This window comes from Streptomyces sp. Go-475 (genome assembly GCF_003330845.1).
Lineage (GTDB): Bacteria > Actinomycetota > Actinomycetes > Streptomycetales > Streptomycetaceae > Streptomyces.
This window is the reverse complement of the sequence record NZ_CP026121.1, coordinates 946,196-960,682: the sequence shown is the minus strand read 5'-3', so window position 1 is coordinate 960,682 and position 14,487 is coordinate 946,196. Positions and strand designations below refer to the sequence as shown.

Sequence of the window (14,487 nt, the reverse complement as noted above, 5' to 3'; positions counted from 1 at the left end):
CGAGCGGGGCCCGTCCGCGGCGGCACTCGCACCCCCACCAGCACAGGAGACTCGGTGTGTTCGACGGCGACGTAGTGGTGATCGGCGGCGGATACGCCGGTGTCCGGCTGGCCAGGCGGCTGGACGGCACGGCCCGGGTCACGCTGGTGGACCGCAAGGAGGTCTTCTTCCACCGCATCGCCTCCCTGCGCGCGGGTGTCCGGCCCGAGTGGACGCACACGCCGTTCATCCCCTACGACCGGCTGCTGCGCCACGGCCGGGTGGTCACCGGCAAGGCCGTCCGCATCGACACCGCCGAGCGGCAGGTCGCCCTCGCCACCGGCGAACGGCTGCCGTACGACGTCCTCGTGATCGCCACCGGCGCCGACTACCCCGAACCGGCCCGCTTCGTGGGCACCACCACCGAGGAGGCGGCCAAGTCCTTCGCCGAGCACCAGCGCAACATCGCCACCGCCGAGCACGTCCTCGTCGTCGGCGGCGGCCCCGGCGGCGTCGAACTCAGCGCCGAGATCCGCCTCGCCCGGCCGGACGCCCGGGTCACGCTCGCCCACGCCGGGCCGGCCCTGCTCGACTCCACGGGCAGCGAGCGGCCGGGCCGCAAGGCACGCGCCTGGCTGGAGTCCCACGACGTGGAGGTCCGGCTCGACTCCTTCATGTCCCCCGGCAACGACTTCGGCACCTATCGCGACGCCCGCGGCACCGTCCTGGAGGCCGACCTGTCCTTCTGGGCGACCGGCACCACCCCCAACACCCTCTGGCTGCGGCTGGCCGGACACGGCGACTGGCTCGACGCCGCCGGACACGTGAAGGTCGACCGGATGCTCCGGGTCGACGGGAGACTCGACGTGTTCGCCGTCGGCGACGTGAACGACGCCACCGAACTCAAGATCACCCCCGCCGCCCTCGCCCAGGCGGACCTCGCCGCCCACAACATCCGCGCCTACCTGCAGAGTTCCGGAAAGCACCGCAAGGAGCCGCGCCTGTACCGCCCGATCCACCGCACCCCGCTCATCGTGCCGTTCGGCGCGGCCGACGGGCTGACCATGCTGCCCGTGCCGGGCGGTGAGTCCGCGGTCCTCGGCAGCCGCACCACCACCCTGGCCAAGGCGAAGACCCTCATGACGCCCTACATGCGGCGTCAACTCGGCTACACCGCCGCCTGACGCGCGACCGGGGCGTCGCCTCGCCCACCCCCGTCGTTACCCGGGAGTTCCGCCTGGGGTAGGGTCCCCACCGTTTCCGGCTACCGACTGATGGTGTGCCGGTACAGGGCGTGTCGGAGGGTGGCAAGACGATGGAATCCCAGTGGGGTGACGGCGGATCCGTGGACCTGGACGACACGCGACTGGAGTCGTTGAATCCTGAACCGCTGCTGACCCGTGACTACGAGACGCGGCCCGCGCTCGTGTACGAGCGGCTGCGGCAGCAGCACGGCCCGGTCGCGCCGGTCGACCTGCTGGGGGTGCCCGCCTGGCTGGTCCTCGGTTACCGCGAGGCGCTCCAGGTCCTCCAGGACGACGACGGCTGGCCCAAGGGACTGGAGAACTGGCGGGCCCGCTCCGAGGGCCGCGTGCCCGCCGACTGGCCGCTCGGACCGTCCCTGGAGGTCAACCACATCCTGATCCAGGGCGGCCCCGGCTACCGGCCGCTGCGCACGGCCTGGGACGTGGCCCTCAAGCCGTTCCAGGACCCGCGCCACCCCCAGGCCAAGCGCCTGAAGTCCGCCGTCACCGCCTACGCCGACGAACTCATCACGCTGGTCGGCCAGGGCGGCAGGACCGGCGTCGCCGACCTGTCCGCGCAGTTCTCCCGGCCGCTGCCGCTGATGGTGGCCAGTCACCTTCTCGGCTTCCCCGGCTCACAGGGCGACGACGCGCTGATGGACATGTGGCGCGTGCTCGACGCGGGCCCCGACGCCGAGGCCGCGCTGGAGCGCCTGCTGGCCACCCTGGCCGAACTGGCCGCGCAGAAGCTGGAGAAGCCCGGCGACGACTTCCCCTCCTACCTGCTGGCCGCGCACCCGGACCTGTCGCTCGACCACCTGGCCCGCGAGCTGTTCATGCTGCTCGGCATGACCTCCGACCACGTCGGCATCCTCATCTCCAACACCGTCGTGGAGGTCATCTCGGGCGAGGGCAGCGTGCGCGCCAGCCTGTCCGCCGGGATGGTCAGGGAGACCATGAACCGCGTGGTCATGCGCAAGCCGCCGCTGGTGAACTTCGTCCCGCGCTTCGCCGCCCGGGACACCCGGCTCGGCAACTACACCATCCACGCGGGCGACCCGGTGTGGGTCTCCTCCGCCGCCGCGCACGCCGACCCGCTCTTCGCCGACCACGTCGCCTCCGGCACCGCCATCAGCACCCGGGCGCACCTGTCCTGGGGAGCCGGACCGCGCCAGTGCCCGGCGCGGGAACTCGCCTCGACGGTCGCGGCGGCCGGTGTGGGCCGCCTGTTCGAGCGGTTCGACCACGTCGACCTCGCCCTGCCGGCCGACCAACTGCCCTGGCGTTCCTCGCCGTTCATGCGCGGACTGCGCTCGCTGCCCGTGCGCTACTCCCTCGCCGCGGCGCCGCCCGCGCGGCCGGTGACGGACGACCCCGCGCCGGAGGTGGCCCAGGAGGTCCTGCCGGACCAGTCGGCCCGGCAGCGGTCGTCACTGTGGCGCTACCTGACGGGGCTGATCCGCGGCGGCCGCTGACAGCGGGCCTCCTGGTGGAAGAACACCCGGGGCACCTCGTCGTTCCTCCCGGCCCCGGGGTGACGATCTCCCGCCGCACGCGTGACGAACGGAGGTGTTCCGCGGCGACCGACTCTGCAAAGCTCGGTAGTGACCCCGGGTGAACGTTCCCCCCACGAAGTCCAGCCGGCTCCTCTCATCTCAGGAGCCGTGGACACCGCCTCAAGGGCACCGAGCCCCACCGGCAGACCCGGGAGACTCCCGTGGACATGCGCTACGAGGCGTTCTGCCTCATGGACCCGGACTTCTACGACACGCCCGCCCGCGCCAAAGGCCAGAGCGACAGCTTCGAACTGGCCCGATGTCCGGCCCCGGACGGGTGGGTGCGGTCCGATCTGGACAGCTGGGTGGTGCTCACCCCCGACGGCCTGGTGCTTCCGCCGCAGGGCTGGAAGATCCACGTGTCGGCCTCGCTCGGCACGGCCCGGGAGGTCCTGAGCGCCGTATGGGACTACTGCGTCTCCGCTCGTATCGCCTTCAAGTTCCTGCCGAGCGAGGACCACCTCCTGCTCGCCAACGCCAAGTACGCCCCGCGCGGATCCAGCGGCAAGTTCGTGACGATCTACCCGGCGGACGAGGCCCAGCTCGAAACGGTCCTCCACGAGCTGGGCCCCGTCGTGGCGGGCCGTCCGGGCCCGTACATCCTCAGCGACCTGCGCTGGGGGGACGGCCCGCTGTACGTCAGGTACGGAGGGTTCGCCGTGCGGACCTGCCTGTCGCCCGACGGCGAGCTGGTACCGGCGATCGAGGACCCGTCCGGCCGGCTCGTGCCCGACGTGCGCGGACCGGTGTTCCGGGTGCCGGACTGGGTGACCCTGCCCGCCTTCCTCGAACCCCACCTGGCCGAACGGAACAGCACGACCGTCGCCGACCTGCCCTACCGCATCGAGAGCGCCCTGCACTTCTCCAACGGCGGCGGCCTCTACACCGGTCACGACCTGCGGACCGGGCAGCGGGTCGTGCTCAAGGAGGCCCGCCCGTACGCCGGGCTCACCCTGGACGGCGCCGACGCCGTCACCCGGCAGCACCGCGAGCGGGACGCCCTCGAACGGCTGCGCGGGCTCGACTGCGTGCCGGCCCTGCTCGACCACTTCGTCCTCGGGGAGCACCACTTCCTGGTCGAGGAGTTCGTCGAGGGGCCGACGCTCAACACCCTCTTCGTGGAACGCTGCCCCCTCGTCCTGCCGGAGACCACCGCCATGGACACCGAGGGCTACACCGCCTGGGCCCTCGACATGCTGGACCAGGCCGAGCGCGCCGTCGACGCCGTACACGCCAGGGGCCTGATCGTGGGCGACCTCCACGCCGACAACATGCTGGTCCGCCCCGACGGCCGTCTCGTACTCATCGACTTCGAGGGCGTCGCGGACGTGACCGACCAGGGAAGCCAGCGCCTCGCGGCCCCCGGGTTCACCGTCCCGCGCGGCCTGACCGGCACCGACATCGACCGCTACGCACTGGCCTGCCTGCGGCTCTTCCTCTTCCTGCCGCTCACCAACCTGTTCCCGCTCGACGCGGGGAAGGCACGGCAGTTCGCCGAGGAGGCCACCCGGATCTTCCCCGTCCCCCAGGGGTTCTTCGACGACGCGGTACGGGTGATCGCCGGCGACGGCACCGGCGCGCGGGCGGGCTCCGGCACACCGCAGCGGCTGGAACCGGACCATCAGAGCTGGCCGCGCGCCCGCGCGTCCATGACCGCCGCCATCCTGGCCGCCGCCACACCGGACCGCGACGACCGGCTCTTCCCGGGCGACGTCGAGCAGTTCACCGTCCCGGGCGGGGGCCTGGGCCTCGCACACGGCGCGGCGGGAGTGCTGTACGCGCTGGACACGGTCGGCGCCGGCCGCCACCCGGACCACGAGGAGTGGCTCGTACGCCACGCCCTGCACCCCGAGCCGGGGGCGCGCCTCGGTCTCTACGACGGCCTGCACGGCGTCGCGTACACCCTCGACCACCTCGGCCACCGCGAGGAGGCGACGAAGGTTGTCGAGATGTGCCTCGGCGAACAGTGGCAGCAACTGGGACCCGACCTGCATGGAGGCCTGGCCGGGATCGGCCTGGACCTCCAGCACTTCGCCGCGGCCACCGGCGACCCCGCGTTCCGCGACGCGGCCTTCGTGGTGGCGGGGCTCGTCGCCGAACGGCTCGGACCGGCCGACGAGAGCCCGGACGACGGCGAGACCCCGAAGGCCGGGCTGATGCACGGCTCGACCGGGCCGGCCCTGATGTTCCTGCGGCTGTACGAGCACACCGGCGACCCGGAGTTCCTCGACCTGGCCGGCACGGCCCTCCGGCAGGACCTGCGCCGCTGCGTCCTCCGTGAGGGAGGGTCCATGGAGGTCGACGAGGGCTGGCGGAGCCTGCCGTACCTGGGCACCGGCAGCGCCGGGATCGGCCTCGTGCTCGACGACTACCTGGCCCACCGCCAGGACGACACCTTCCGCGCGGCGTCCGCCGCGATCCGCACGGCGGCTCAGGGACGGTTCTACATCCAGTCCGGGCTATTCCAGGGCCTGGCGGGGATGATCCTCTGCCTCAGCCGGCCGCATCCCCCGGGCACCGCCGCGCGGCGCGACCCCGTGGTCGCCGAGCACATCCGCCGCCTGTCCCGCCACGCGCTCACCTACCGGGACCACCTGGCCTTCCCGGGCGAGCAGCTCATGCGGCTCTCCACCGACCTGGCCACCGGCAGCGCGGGAGTCCTGCTCGCCGTCGGCTCCGCGCTCCACACCAGCCCCGTACGGCTGCCGTTCCTCGCTCCCAGCGACAGGTGGAACGCGCCGCACGGCCCAGTTCCCCCGTCCCCACGAGGTCAGGGAGGAGGTGAACCCTCATGACACTCCTCGAGCTGCAGGCCATGGACCCGACTGTCGCCTACGGCGGCGGCAAGGGCCCCAAGGGCAGGCACAGCCGGCTCAGCATCACGCTCTGTGCGGGCGGCGCCAGCAACCTCAGTGCGCTGCTGTGCAGCGGCAAGTGACCGATACGCGGGGATGCCCAGCGCGTCCCCGCCCGTCCGTTTCCCTCGTTCCCGCACCACGGGACGGCAGGGAGGAACCATGAGCCTGCGCGCACCGGACCGCCTGCTGCTGGCGTCAGCCCGGCGAGGCGGCGTCTGGGTGGGCGTCACGGTCGTCACCTCCCTGCTGCTCACCGGAGCCACCCTCGCGCTGCCGGCCGTCATGGGCCGCACCCTCGACGCCGTCCTCGGCCACGGCGACGCGGCGCGGTGGCTCGCCCTGACCGGAGTGCTGGTCTTCGTCATGGTGGCCGTCGACGCCGTGGACGATCTCGTCGGGCAGGCGGCCGAGGCCCGGTCGACGGCCTGGCTGCGGCACACACTGCTGCGGCACGTGCTGGCCCTCGGCACCCGGGCCACCCGCAGGTTCCCCCCGGGCGACCTGGTGAGCCGGCTGGTCGGCAACTCCGCCCGGACCGGGGACGCCGCGTCCGGCCTGGTGTGGATCGTCATGGGCGTCATCCCCCCGCTCGGCGCGATCGCCGCCCTGGCGCTCATCGACTACTGGCTGTGCCTCACCTTCCTCGCGGGCATGCCGATCCTGGTCCTCCTCGTACGGGCCTTCCTGCGCGACATCTCCGACGCCGGCGAGGGCTACTTCCGCGTGCAGGGCACCATCGCCGCACGGCTGGTCGACGCCCTGGGCGGCATCCGCACGATCACCGCGGCGGGGACCCTCGACCGCGAGACCCGACGGGTCCTCGAGCCCCTGCCCGAGCTGCACCGGCACGGACTGGGCATGTGGAACGCGCTCGCGCGGATCTCGGCACGCGGAGACCTGGTCGTCCCGCTGCTGGTGGTCGCCGTCCTGGCGGTGGCCGGCGTGGGGCTCACCCAGGGCCGCATCACGCCGGGGGAGGTGCTCGCGGCGAGCGAGTACGTCGTCATGGCGGCCGGCATCGGCGGCGTCATGTCGTCGCTGAACGAACTGGCCCAGGCCCGCGCGGCGGCCGCCCGGGTCGCCGAGGTGATCGCCGAACCGCCCGTGGCGTACGGGCACGAGCGACTCCCCGAAGGACCAGGACGGATCCGCTTCCGGGGAGTGACCGTCCACGGCGCGGACGGCCCCGTCCTGAACGACCTCGACCTGACGATCCCCGGCGGCGCCCTCGTCGCCGTCGTCGGCCGCTCCGGGTCCGGCAAGTCGCTGCTGGCCGCGCTGGCCGGACGCCTCGTCGACCCGGACGAGGGCGAGGTCCTGCTCGACGGCGTGCCGCTGCGCCGACTCGCCCGCGAGGAGCTCAGGCGGGCCGTGGCGTACGGCTTCGAACGCCCGGTGCTGCTCGGCGAGACCTTCGCCGACGCCATCGGGTTCGGGCCGCGCACCCCTTCCGCCGGGGAACTGGCGGCACAGGCCCGGGCCGCCCGGGCCGACGCGTTCATCCGCCGCATGCCCGCCGGCTACGCGAGCCGGGTCGCCGACACCCCGGTCTCCGGCGGGGAGGCGCAACGGGTCGGACTGGCCCGGGCCTTCGTCCAGGCCGGGCGGGTGCTCATCCTCGACGACGTCGCCGCCAGCCTCGACACCGTGACCGAGCACCACATCAGCCAGGTGCTCACCGGTGCGCTCGCCGACCGCACACGTCTCATCGTGACCCACCGGACCTCCACCGCGGACCGGGCGGAACTCGTGATCTGGCTCGCCGACGGCGGGGTCCGGGGGCGGGGGACGCACCGCGACCTGTGGGCGGACCCCGAGTACCGGGCCACGTTCCAGCCGCCGTCCGTGACCAGGACGCCGGTCCGTACGGGCGCCGGGGGTGCCCGGTGAGCCGGCGGTCCGTGCGCATCCTGCGCTCCTCGCTGAGCCGCCGGCGCCGGGAGTACGGGCGGCTCGTGGCCTGGTCGTTGGTGCAGGCCGTGCCCGCCTTCCTCTCCGGGTGGATCGTCGCCCGCGCCGTCGACCGCGGCTTCCTCGCCGACCGGCCGGCCACCGGCTTCCTCTGGCTGGGCGCGCTGGGCGTCGCCTACGTGGTCGGCGCCTGGGCGACCCGGCACGCCGTGCTCGGCCTCGCCGCGCTCATCGAACCCTTCCGCGACGAGCTGACCACGCTGGTGACCGAGGGCACCCTGCACCGGTCCGCCCGGCTGGGCGAGCCGGCCGACACCGCCGGGGTGGCGCGGCTCACCGAGCACGTGGAACGGGCCCGGGACGCCTACGGCGCGATCGTGCTGTTCATCCAGGGCTTCCTGGTCACCACCGTCGGCGTGCTGGTGGGCCTGGCCGGCCTGGACGTCGTGCTGGTCGCCCTCGTCCTGCCTCCGCTGCTGCTCGGGCTCGCCCTGTTCGCCGCGGCGCTGCGGGCGATGGCCGCGCGGCAGCGGGAGGTCGTCCTGGCGGACGAGCGCATCGCCGAGACCACGGGCGGCCTGACCGGCGGGCTGCGGGACGTGGTGGCCTGCGGCGCCGAGGACCGGATCGGGGCGGCGGCGGGCGCGCACGTCGACGACGCCGCACGCGCCACCCTCTCGCTGGCCCGCCTCACCGCGGTACGGACCGCGGCGCTGGGCGTCAGCGGCTGGGTGCCCCTGCTGCTGATCCTGCTCGCGGCGCCCTGGCTGGTGCGCAACGGCGTGACGGCCGGGGCGATCCTCGGCGCGGTGACCTATGTGTCGCAGGCCCTCCAGCCGGCCCTGCAGGGCTTCGTGCAGGGTTTGGGCAGCAGCGGGCTGTGGCTGCTGGTCACCGTCGGCCGGATGGCCGACGTCGCGGACGAGTCCCGGCCCGAGCCCGCGGAGGGCGCCACGGAGTCCCGGACCGAGCCCGGGCCCGCGCGCGGCGTGACGGCGTCCCGGTCCGAGCCCGCGCAGGGCGCTTCCGCGTCCAGCCCCGGGCCCGCGCGCGGCGCGACGGCGTCCCGGCCCGAGCCCGCGGAGGGCGCCACGGAGTCCCGGACCGAGCCCGGGCCCGCGCGCGGCGTGACGGCGTCCCGGTCCGAGCCCGCGCAGGGCGCTGCCGCGTCCAGCCCCGGGCCCGCGCGCGGCGCGACGGCGTCCCGGCCCGAGCCCGCGGAGGGCGCCACGGAGTCCCGGACCGAGCCTGGCCCGCGCGCGGCGTGACGGCGTCCCGGTCCGAGCCCGCGCAGGGCGCTTCCGCGTCCAGCCCCGGGCCCGCGCGCGGCGCGACGGCGTCCCGGCCCGAGCCCGCGGAGGGCGCCACGGAGTCCCGGACCGAGCCCGGGCCCGCGCGCGCGTGACGGCGTCCCGGTCCGAGCCCGCGCAGGGCGCTTCCGCGTCCAGCCTCGGGCCCGCGCACGGCGCGACGGCGTCCCGGTCCGAGCCCGCGGAGGGCGCGACGGCGTCCCGGACCGAGCCCGGGCCCGCGCGCGGCGTGACGGCGTCCCGGTCCGAGCCCGCGCAGGGCGCTGCCGCGTCCAGCCCCGGGCCCGCGCACGGCGCGACGGCCTCCCGGTCCGAGCCCGCGCACGGCGCTGCCGCGTCCAGTCCGGGGGAAGCCGGCGGCGGCCGCGACCGGCCGGTGGTCCGGGGCGGCGGCTGTCGTGTGGACGTCCGCGGTCTCACCTTCGCCTACGCACAGTCCGCGGACCCGGTGATCCGCGACCTGAACCTTCTCCTGCGGCCCGGTGAGCACCTCGCCGTGGTCGGCCCGAGCGGCGCGGGGAAGTCCACCCTGGCGGCCCTGATCGCCGGGGTGCTCGAACCGCGGGCCGGGCAGGTATACCTCGATGACCTGCCCGTCCGTGCTCTGGTCGGCCGCGGCGAGGGTCTGGCCCGGCACCGCGTCCTGATCCCCCAGGAGGCGTACGTCTTCGCCGGCACACTGGCGGAGAACCTCACCTACCTGGCTCCCGGGGCGCCCCGGGCGGACGTGGAGTCGGCGGTGCGCGCCGTGGGCGCCGCGCCCCTCGTCGAGCGCCTCGGCGGCTATGACGCGCCCCTGGACCCCAGGCGCCTCTCGGCCGGTGAGCGGCAGCTCGTCGCCCTGGCCCGCGCCCTGCTCCCGGCGCCCCGGCTGACGCTGCTGGACGAGGCGACCTGCCACCTCGACCCGCTCGCCGAGGCCGTCGCCGAGGACGCCTTCGCCCGCGCCCCGGGCACCCTGATCGTCGTCGCCCACCGCATCAGCTCCGCGCTGCGGGCCGACCGCGTCCTGGTCATGGACGGCACGCGGGTCGCCCTCGGCACCCACGGGCAGCTGATGGCCGCGTCCCCGCTCTACCGCGACCTGGTCGGCCACTGGGGCGCGGCCGGCGCTTCTCCGGGCGGCGGTGCCCGGCCGGCGCGGCCGACCGCCGGGGCGATGGCACGGGCCGGGATGGCCGCGGTCCTGCGGACGACCGCGGAGCGCGTCGCGGGACGCGCGCGAACACCCAGGAAGCCCCGCCCGAAGCCAGGAGGGCCCGTACGAAGCCCGGAGGGCCCGTACGAGCCCTCACACCCAGCCCGACTCCCGGGCGATCCGGATCGCGTCGATCCGGTTGCGTCCCCCCGTCTTCCGCGTGATGGCGGTCAGGTGATTACGCACCGTCGCCACGGACAGTGACAGCCGCTCGGCGATCTCCCGCGTCGGCGTGCCGTCGGCGGCCAGCCGCAGCACCTCCACCTCGCGCGGTGTCAGCGGGTTCTCTCCCGCGTCCAGCGCGACCAGCGCGAACTCCGGGTCGATGAACCGCTGCCCCCTGACCAGCTTGCGGACACCGTGGACGAGACGGTCCGCCGGGGCGTTGGTGCAGATGACGCCGGCGGCGTGCAGACCGAGCACGCGGCGCAACCGCTCGGGTGTCGTCGACGCCATCAGCAGCAGCATCCGGCAGTCCGGGAGCCGGGCCCTCAGCTCGCCCCGTGCGGCGAGTTCCTCGCCCTCCCTGGAGTCCACGTCGATCACGACCACGTCCGGGCGGCACGACAGGGCGCGGGCGAGAACCTCACCGTTGCCCTCGGCTTCGGCGACGACCTCGATGTCGTCCTCACGTGACAGGAGAGCGGCGAACGCTCCCCGCACCAGGCGGGTGTTCTCGACGAGAAGAACGCGGATCAATGTCGCTCCCACTCGGCTGTGCGGCCCCCGTACCCGCTCCGGCATGCTCCGGTCCTCTGCACCTCCTAGAACGGATTATCACCTCCCATGTCGGGAATTTCAGGCCGACGTTGATCGAGTGGTGAGGTCGGGAACGCGGGCATACCGTCGAACGGTGGACACCGCAGGCAGCAGCCCGCAGCCGGCCGCACCACAGACGACCGCCACCAGGGAACCCGGTGGTGGCGGAAGCGCGATGGCACTCTTCGTCATCGCCTCGTGCCAGCTGATGGTGGTCCTCGACATCACCATCGTGAACATCGCGCTGCCGCACATCCAGAGCTCGCTGGACTTCTCCACCACGAGCCTGTCGTGGGTGGTGAACGCCTACACCCTGACCTTCGGCGGCCTGCTGCTGCTCGGCGGCCGGGCCGGCGACATCCTGGGCCGGCGGCGCGTCTTCGTCTTCGGCGTGCTGCTGTTCGTGCTGGCCTCCCTGCTCGGCGGCTTCGCCCAGAACTCCGGGCAACTCCTCGGCGCCCGCGCCCTGCAGGGCGTCGGCGGCGCCATCGCGTCCCCCACTTCCCTCGCCCTGATCAGCACGACCTTCCGCGAGGGACCGGAACGCAACCGCGCCTTCGGGGTCTTCGCCGCGGTCTCGGCCGGCGGCGGCGCGATCGGCCTGCTCGCGGGCGGGATGCTCGTGGAGTGGCTGAATTGGCGGTGGGTGCTGTTCGTCAACGTGCCCATCGGCCTGCTCATCGTGCTCGCCACACCCAAGTGGATCAGGGAGTCCGAACGTCACCCCGGGCACTTCGACATCACCGGCGCGCTCACCTCCACCGCGGGCATGGTGCTGCTCGTCTACGGCTTCATCCGGGCCGCGCAGGACGGCTGGCGGGACGCGCTCACCCTGGCCTCGTTCGCCGGGGCGGTCGTGCTGCTCGCGGTCTTCATCCTGATCGAGCGGCGCTCCAGACAGCCCATCACGCCCCTGCACATGTTCGCCGACCGCAACCGCGCGGGCACCTACGGCATCATGCTGTGCCTGGCCGCCGCGATCTTCGGCATGTTCTTCTTCCTGACGCTCTTCGTGCAGAACGTGCTGGAATTCAGCCCTCTGCAGGCCGGCTTCGCCTTCCTGCCGGTCAGCGCGGTCATCGCCATCGGCGCCGGACTGGCCTCGCGGTTCCTGCCCGTCTACGGGCCCAAGCCGTTCATGGTGCTGGGCGCGATCCTGGCGGCGGCCGGACTGGCCTGGCTCACCCTGACCGACGTGCACTCGACCTACGCGGGCAGTGTCCTTGGCCCGATGCTCGTCTTCAGCCTGGGCATGGGCATGGAGTTCGTGTCGCTGACCCTCATGGCGCTGTCCAACGTGCCCACCCTCGAGACCGGAGCGGCCTCCGGACTCCTCAACGCCACCCAGCAGGTCGGCGGCTCCCTCGGCCTGTCCATCCTGGCCACGATGTCAGGCACGGCCAGCGCCAACGAGACCGACAAACAGGTCCAGAACTTCCTCCAACAGGCGACCCCGGCCGAGAGCCGGCGGTTCGAACGCACCGGGCAACTGCCCAAGCCCTGGTCCGACCAGGTCTTCACCGCCGGCGTCTCGGCCGCCTTCATCATGGCGGCGATCTTCACCGCCGTCGCCGCCCTGATCGCCCTGATCGTCATCCAGGTCCGTCCCTCCGACCTGGAGCGCCTGAAGGGCGGGGCGGGCCCCGGCCCGATGTGAGGCCCGCCCCGGCGGCTGCCTAGCCCCCGATCCGCGCCGCGATGACCGGAGCCAGCCGGTCGGCGATGACCCGGTGCCCCCGGTCGTTGGGATGCACCGAGTCCGTCAGGTCGCCCGACCCCAGCCAGCCGCTCGTGTCGACGAAGGAGACCCGGGCGTCACCACCGGCGACGGCGGCCCGCACGGCGGCCTCGGTCTGCGGGACGAACCGCCCGCGGAACGTCTCCAGCGCGAAGATCCACGCCTGCGGGTAGGCGGCCCGGACCTTGCGCAGCAGACTGCTGTACGCCGACTGGAACTGCGTGGAACTCACGCCGTGCCCCACGTCGTTGGTGCCGAGGTTGATGACGACCGCGTCGGCCCGGTAGCGGGAGAAGTTCCAGTCGGGCGTCGCCGCGTTCGGGTTGAGCTTGGTGAACTGCCGCTCCAGTCCCACACAGCCGTCCGCCGCGGCGACCAGGCACGCGCCGCCCTGCGCGATCTGCGTGTGCTCGGCACCCAGCCGCTCCCCGATCAGCCAGCCGTACGCGGTACGGGCGTTCTGCGAGGTCGTGGTGCCCACGGTGATCGAGTCACCGACGAACTCGATCAGCTTGGCCGGGGCGGGCGGGGCGAAGGTCGTCGCGCCGCTGTCGAGGACCAGCCCCTGGAAGACGGCGTCGCCCTTGTACGACCCCGCCACCACCTGGTAGTTGACCTGGAGCGTGTGGTTGCCGGCGGCCAGCGGCGTCGGGGTCAGGTTCACCGTCCCCTTGACGTCGTCGTAGAACTTCACCGGCCCGTTGTCGATCCGCGCCCACAGGTCGATCGTGCCCCGCTGCTTCAGCTTGACCGTCCGTCCGGTGAAGCCGGCCCGGTAGTAGGCGCCGGCCCAGTACGGGGTGTACGCGGTGGCGGAGCTGGTGGTGTCCCAGCGGCCGACGAACTTGATGTTCGGGTCGCCGGGCTGCCCGGGAGCGGCGGCCTTCACCGCGGCGCCGCTGCCCAGCCGGGCGGCGACGACCGGGGCCAGGCGCTCGGCGAACCTGGTGTGGCCCGCCTCGTTGGGATGCCCGTTGCCGTCCTCGTAGTGGGTGCCGTCGGTGAGCCAGCCGGTGGTGTCGACGTAGTGCACCCGGGCGTCCCCCGCGGCGTTGCGGGCGCTGACGGCGGCCCTGGTCTCCGTGACGTAACGCTTCTTCAGCGTCTGCACCGCGAACAGTTGTGCGGTGGGGTACTGGGCGCGCACGTCCCGCAGGAAGGTGGTGTACGCCGACTGGAAGGCCGCGCCGGACACGCCGTGCCCGATGTCGTTGGTGCCGAGGTTGATGACGACCGCGTCGGCGCGGTAGCGGGAGAAGTCCCAGGGGGTGTCGCCGGTGCTGCCCGTCCGGAAGAACTGTCCGCTCAGTCCGGTGCAACCCGAGCGGGCGACCAGGCAGTACCCGGACCGGGCGATCTGCGTGTGCCGCATCCCCAGCCGTTCGCCGGTCTTCCAGGCGTACGAGTCGAGCGCCAGCCGGTCGGTGAGGGCGCCCGCGGTGATGGAGTCGCCGACGAACTCCACCAGCCCGGACGGTGCGCCGGTCGCGACGGTCCGCGCCCCGGAGTCCAGGACGAGGCCCTGGAAGACGGTGTCGCCGGAGCGGTACGACAGGCGCAGGGTGTGCGTGCCGGGGGACAGCGGCCGCGGGGTGAGGTTCACCGTGCCGCGCACGCCCGCGTGGAAGACGTCGGGGCCGCCGTCGATGCTCGCGTAGAAGTTGACCGCGTTCCTGGCCTTGACCTTCACGGTGGTGCCGGTGAAGCCGGTCCGGAGGTAGGCGCCGGTCCAGTGGGGCACGGCCGCGGTGCCCGAGGAGACGTCCCAGCGTCCGACGTAGGTGATGTTCGGGTCGGACACCGAGCCGTCCCCGGCCGCGGCGTGCGCGGGCGAGCCGCCCGTCCACGACAGCAGACAGGCCAGGAGCACGGCCGTGAGGAGAGCGGGCAGGACGCGTCTGGGGGAGGGGCGGGGGGAGGTCTGCACGGGCTTC

Annotated in this window: 9 protein-coding genes and 1 pseudogene; 8 read left to right on the top strand and 2 right to left on the bottom strand. The window is 73.7% G+C overall.

Annotated elements, in window-relative coordinates:
• Positions 1–56: 56 nt before the first annotated feature.
• The 7 genes and pseudogenes from C1703_RS04270 to C1703_RS04240 all read left to right on the top strand — a co-directional run.
• A complete protein-coding gene (locus C1703_RS04270) occupies positions 57–1,163 on the top strand; it encodes an FAD-dependent oxidoreductase (RefSeq protein ID WP_114250612.1) in 1,107 nt (368 codons plus the stop codon).
• A 131-nt stretch (positions 1,164–1,294) separates the two neighbouring features.
• The gene (locus tag C1703_RS04265) at positions 1,295–2,698 is read left to right on the top strand and encodes a cytochrome P450 (protein ID WP_114257290.1); all 1,404 of its coding nucleotides are present in this window, start codon (positions 1,295–1,297) and stop codon (positions 2,696–2,698) included.
• A 242-nt stretch (positions 2,699–2,940) separates the two neighbouring features.
• A complete protein-coding gene (lanKC, locus tag C1703_RS04260; protein WP_114250611.1) occupies positions 2,941–5,574 on the top strand; it encodes a class III lanthionine synthetase LanKC in 2,634 nt (877 codons plus the stop codon).
• Positions 5,571–5,717 (top strand): SapB/AmfS family lanthipeptide, encoded by a 147-nt coding sequence (locus C1703_RS04255; protein WP_114250610.1) that lies wholly within the window; start codon positions 5,571–5,573, stop codon positions 5,715–5,717. Before lanKC ends, C1703_RS04255 begins: the two co-directional genes overlap by 4 nt.
• Before the next feature lie 79 nt (positions 5,718–5,796).
• On the top strand, positions 5,797–7,527 hold the full coding sequence (locus tag C1703_RS04250) for an ABC transporter ATP-binding protein (RefSeq protein WP_114250609.1): 1,731 nt from the start codon (positions 5,797–5,799) through the stop codon (positions 7,525–7,527).
• On the top strand, positions 7,524–8,816 hold the full coding sequence (locus tag C1703_RS04245; protein ID WP_198678085.1) for a hypothetical protein: 1,293 nt from the start codon (positions 7,524–7,526) through the stop codon (positions 8,814–8,816). The genes C1703_RS04250 and C1703_RS04245 overlap by 4 nt, the downstream gene beginning before the upstream one ends.
• Before the next feature lie 442 nt (positions 8,817–9,258).
• A pseudogene (locus C1703_RS04240) lies at positions 9,259–10,260 on the top strand (ABC transporter ATP-binding protein); the annotation flags it as partial.
• Here the strand turns inward: C1703_RS04240 and C1703_RS04235 are convergent.
• Positions 10,150–10,755, bottom strand: coding sequence for a response regulator transcription factor (locus C1703_RS04235; protein WP_114250608.1), 606 nt, complete (start codon positions 10,753–10,755; stop codon positions 10,150–10,152). The pseudogene C1703_RS04240 and the gene C1703_RS04235 overlap by 111 nt on opposite strands.
• 235 nt (positions 10,756–10,990) lie before the next feature.
• On the opposite strand from C1703_RS04235, the gene C1703_RS04230 reads away from it, so the two are divergent.
• Positions 10,991–12,472: an MFS transporter gene (locus tag C1703_RS04230; protein ID WP_114250607.1), complete on the top strand. Its 1,482-nt coding sequence runs from the start codon at positions 10,991–10,993 to the stop codon at positions 12,470–12,472.
• 19 nt (positions 12,473–12,491) lie between these two features.
• Here C1703_RS04230 and C1703_RS04225 read toward each other — a convergent pair whose 3' ends face one another.
• Entirely contained in the window at positions 12,492–14,480 is a 1,989-nt protein-coding gene (locus C1703_RS04225; RefSeq protein ID WP_114250606.1) for a GDSL-type esterase/lipase family protein, read from the bottom strand.
• Between the last annotated feature and the right edge of the window lie 7 nt (positions 14,481–14,487).